At 68.8% G+C, this 3,781-nt stretch carries 2 protein-coding genes; one reads left to right on the top strand and one right to left on the bottom strand.

Features of this window, described 5'->3' with window-relative positions; all coding sequences use genetic code 11:
* Window positions 1-27 precede the first annotated feature (27 nt).
* Complete coding sequence (locus tag OFY01_RS15600) at window positions 28-3,417, top strand: multifunctional oxoglutarate decarboxylase/oxoglutarate dehydrogenase thiamine pyrophosphate-binding subunit/dihydrolipoyllysine-residue succinyltransferase subunit (RefSeq protein ID WP_266600292.1); 3,390 nt, start codon at window positions 28-30, stop codon at window positions 3,415-3,417.
* Between the two features lie 112 nt (window positions 3,418-3,529).
* Here OFY01_RS15600 and OFY01_RS15595 read toward each other — a convergent pair.
* Window positions 3,530-3,781: hypothetical protein (locus OFY01_RS15595; protein WP_266600290.1), on the bottom strand; the 252-nt coding region annotated here is incomplete at its 5' end.

Here is a 3,781-nt window from a genome sequence, read left to right as displayed (position 1 = left end):
CCCCCCGCTCCGAAGAAGGCTGAAGAAGTGACGACCGAGGCCCCCGCCGGCCCCGAGTTCGTGACGCTGCGCGGTCCCGCCGCCGCCGTCGCGAAGAACATGAACGCCTCCATCGAGGTCCCCACGGCCACCTCCGTGCGCGCCGTCCCGGTGAAGCTGCTGTTCGACAACCGCATCGTCATCAACAACCACCTCAAGCGCGCCCGCGGCGGGAAGATCTCCTTCACGCACCTCATCGGGTACGCGATGGTGCAGGCCATCAAGGCCATGCCGTCGATGAACTACTCCTTCGCGGAGAAGGACGGCAAGCCGACCCTGGTCAAGCCGGACCACGTGAACTTCGGTCTGGCCATCGACCTGGTGAAGCCCAACGGCGACCGCCAGCTCGTCGTCGCCGGCATCAAGAAGGCCGAGACCCTGACCTTCTTCGAGTTCTGGCAGGCATACGAGGACATCGTCCGCCGCGCCCGCGAGGGCAAGCTGACGATGGACGACTTCACCGGTGTCACGGTCTCCCTGACCAACCCCGGCGGCCTGGGCACCGTCCACTCCGTGCCCCGCCTGATGCCCGGTCAGTCGGTCATCATGGGCGTCGGCTCGATGGACTACCCTGCGGAGTTCCAGGGCACCAGCCAGGACACCCTGAACAAGCTCGGCATCTCGAAGGTCATGACGCTCACGTCGACCTACGACCACCGGGTCATCCAGGGCGCCGCCTCCGGCGAGTTCCTGCGCATCGTCGCGAACCTGCTCCTGGGTGAGAACGAGTTCTACGACGACATCTTCAAGTCCCTGCGCATCCCCTACGAGCCGGTCCGCTGGCTCAAGGACATCGACACCTCGCACGACGACGACGTCACCAAGGCGGCGCGCGTCTTCGAGCTGATCCACTCCTACCGGGTCCGCGGCCACGTCATGGCCGACACCGACCCGCTGGAGTACCGCCAGCGCAAGCACCCCGACCTCGACGTCACCGAGCACGGTCTGACGCTGTGGGACCTGGAGCGCGACTTCGCCGTCGGCGGCTTCTCCGGCAAGTCGATGATGAAGCTGCGCGACATCCTGGGCGTGCTGCGCGACTCGTACTGCCGCACCACCGGCATCGAGTTCATGCACATCCAGGACCCCAAGCAGCGCAAGTGGATCCAGGACCGCGTCGAGCGCCAGCACTCCAAGCCGGAGCGCGAGGAGCAGCTGCGCATCCTGCGCCGCCTGAACTCGGCCGAGGCGTTCGAGACGTTCCTGCAGACCAAGTACGTCGGCCAGAAGCGGTTCTCCCTCGAGGGCGGCGAGTCGGTCATCCCGCTGCTCGACGCCGTGCTCGACTCGGCCGCCGAGGCCCGCCTCGACGAGGTCGTCATCGGCATGGCCCACCGCGGCCGTCTGAACGTGCTGGCCAACATCGTCGGCAAGTCCTACGCGCAGATCTTCCGCGAGTTCGAGGGCAACCTGGACCCGAAGTCGATGCACGGCTCCGGCGACGTGAAGTACCACCTGGGCGCCGAGGGCACCTTCACCGGCCTGGACGGCGAGCAGATCAAGGTCTCGCTCGCGGCCAACCCGTCCCACCTGGAGACGGTCGACCCGGTCATCGAGGGCATCACCCGCGCCAAGCAGGACATCATCAACAAGGGCGGCACGGACTTCACGGTCCTGCCGGTCGCCCTGCACGGGGACGCGGCCTTCGCGGGCCAGGGAGTGGTCGCCGAGACGCTCAACATGTCGCAGCTGCGCGGCTACCGCACGGGCGGCACGGTCCACATCGTCATCAACAACCAGGTCGGCTTCACCGCCGCGCCGGAGTCGTCGCGCTCGTCGATGTACGCCACCGACGTGGCGCGCATGATCGAGGCGCCGATCTTCCACGTGAACGGCGACGACCCGGAGGCCGTCGTCCGCGTGGCCCGCCTCGCCTTCGAGTTCCGCCAGGCGTTCAACAAGGACGTGGTCATCGACCTCATCTGCTACCGCCGCCGCGGGCACAACGAGTCGGACAACCCGGCGTTCACGCAGCCGCTGATGTACGACCTGATCGACAAGAAGCGCTCGGTGCGCAAGCTGTACACCGAGTCGCTGATCGGTCGCGGCGACATCACCCTGGAAGAGGCCGAGCAGGCGCTTCAGGACTTCCAGGGCCAGCTGGAGAAGGTCTTCACCGAGGTCCGCGAGGCCGTCTCGAACCCGGCCGAGACCGAGTCCGCCGTCGACCCGCAGGCCGGTTTCCCGGTGGCGACGTCGACCGCGATCTCCACGGAGGTCGTCAAGCGCATCGCCGAGTCCCAGGTCAACATCCCCGACACCTTCCACGTGCACCCGCGCCTGCAGCCGCAGCTGCAGCGCCGCGCCGCGATGATCGAGGACGGGACGATCGACTGGGGCATGGGCGAGACCCTCGCCATCGGCTCGCTGCTCCTGGAGGGCACCCCGGTCCGCCTGTCCGGTCAGGACTCGCGCCGCGGCACCTTCGGCCAGCGCCACGCGGTCCTCATCGACCGGGAGACCGGCGACGACTACACGCCGCTGCAGCACCTCTCCCCCGACCAGGCCCGCTACAACGTCTACGACTCGCTGCTCTCCGAGTACGCGGTCATGGGCTTCGAGTACGGCTACTCGCTGGCGCGGCCCAACGCGCTGGTGATGTGGGAGGCCCAGTTCGGCGACTTCGTCAACGGCGCCCAGTCCGTCGTCGACGAGTACATCTCGGCCGCCGAGCAGAAGTGGGGCCAGACCAGCGGTGTCACGCTGCTGCTGCCGCACGGCTACGAGGGCCAGGGCCCGGACCACTCGTCCGCCCGCGTGGAGCGCTTCCTCCAGCTGTGCGCCCAGAACAACATGACGGTCGCGATGCCCACGCTCCCGTCGAACTACTTCCACCTCCTGCGCTGGCAGGTGCACAACCCGCACCACAAGCCGCTGGTGGTCTTCACCCCGAAGTCGATGCTGCGCCTGAAGGCCGCCGCGTCGAAGGTGGAGGAGTTCACGTCGGGCGGCTTCCGCCCGGTCATCAGCGACGACTCGGTCGACCCGGCCGCGGTCAAGAAGGTCGTCTTCGTGGCGGGCAAGCTGTACTACGACCTGGAGGCCGCGCGGAAGAAGAACGGTGTCACCGACACCGCGATCATCCGCGTCGAGCGTCTCTACCCGCTGCCGGGCGCCGAACTCCAGGCGGAGATCGCCAAGTTCCCGAACGCGGAGAAGTACCTGTGGGCCCAGGAGGAGCCGGCGAACCAGGGTGCCTGGCCGTTCATCGCGCTCAACCTGATCGACCACCTGGACCTGGCGGTCGGCGCCGACGTCCCGCACGGCGAGCGCCTGCGCCGCATCTCGCGTCCGCACTCCTCGTCCCCCGCGGTCGGCTCGGCCAAGCGCCACCAGCAGGAGCAGGAGCAGCTGGTGCGTGAGGTGTTCGAGGCGTAACCACCTCCGAGCAGTGCCCCTGAGGCCCCGGTCCCGCGTCTTCGCAGCGCGCGGCCGGGGCCTCAGACCGTCCGCGTGGCTCAGACCGTCCGCGTGGCTCAGACCGTCCGCGTCAGATCGTCTGCGGCTCGAAGTCCCAGTACGGGCGCCGCCCGTCGAACAGGTGCCGCACCTGCCGGTGCTCCTCGAAGAAGGGCTCGTCCAGGCCCCGCACGGCCTCCTCCCGCACCTCGTCGGCCCGCTCCGACTCCCCCGCCGCCGCCAGGTCCTGCGCGAGACCGGCCGCCAGGCTGAGCGTGAGCACGTGCCGGTCCCCGACGGCCGTCCGGGCGCGGCCGAGGGCGTCCTCGCCCAGGGCCGCCGC

This window comes from Streptomyces beihaiensis (assembly GCF_026274175.1).
In the GTDB taxonomy this organism is placed as follows: domain Bacteria; phylum Actinomycetota; class Actinomycetes; order Streptomycetales; family Streptomycetaceae; genus Streptomyces; species Streptomyces beihaiensis.
The sequence above is the reverse complement of the archived record's forward strand: the minus strand, read 5'-3'. Positions and strand labels throughout refer to the sequence as shown.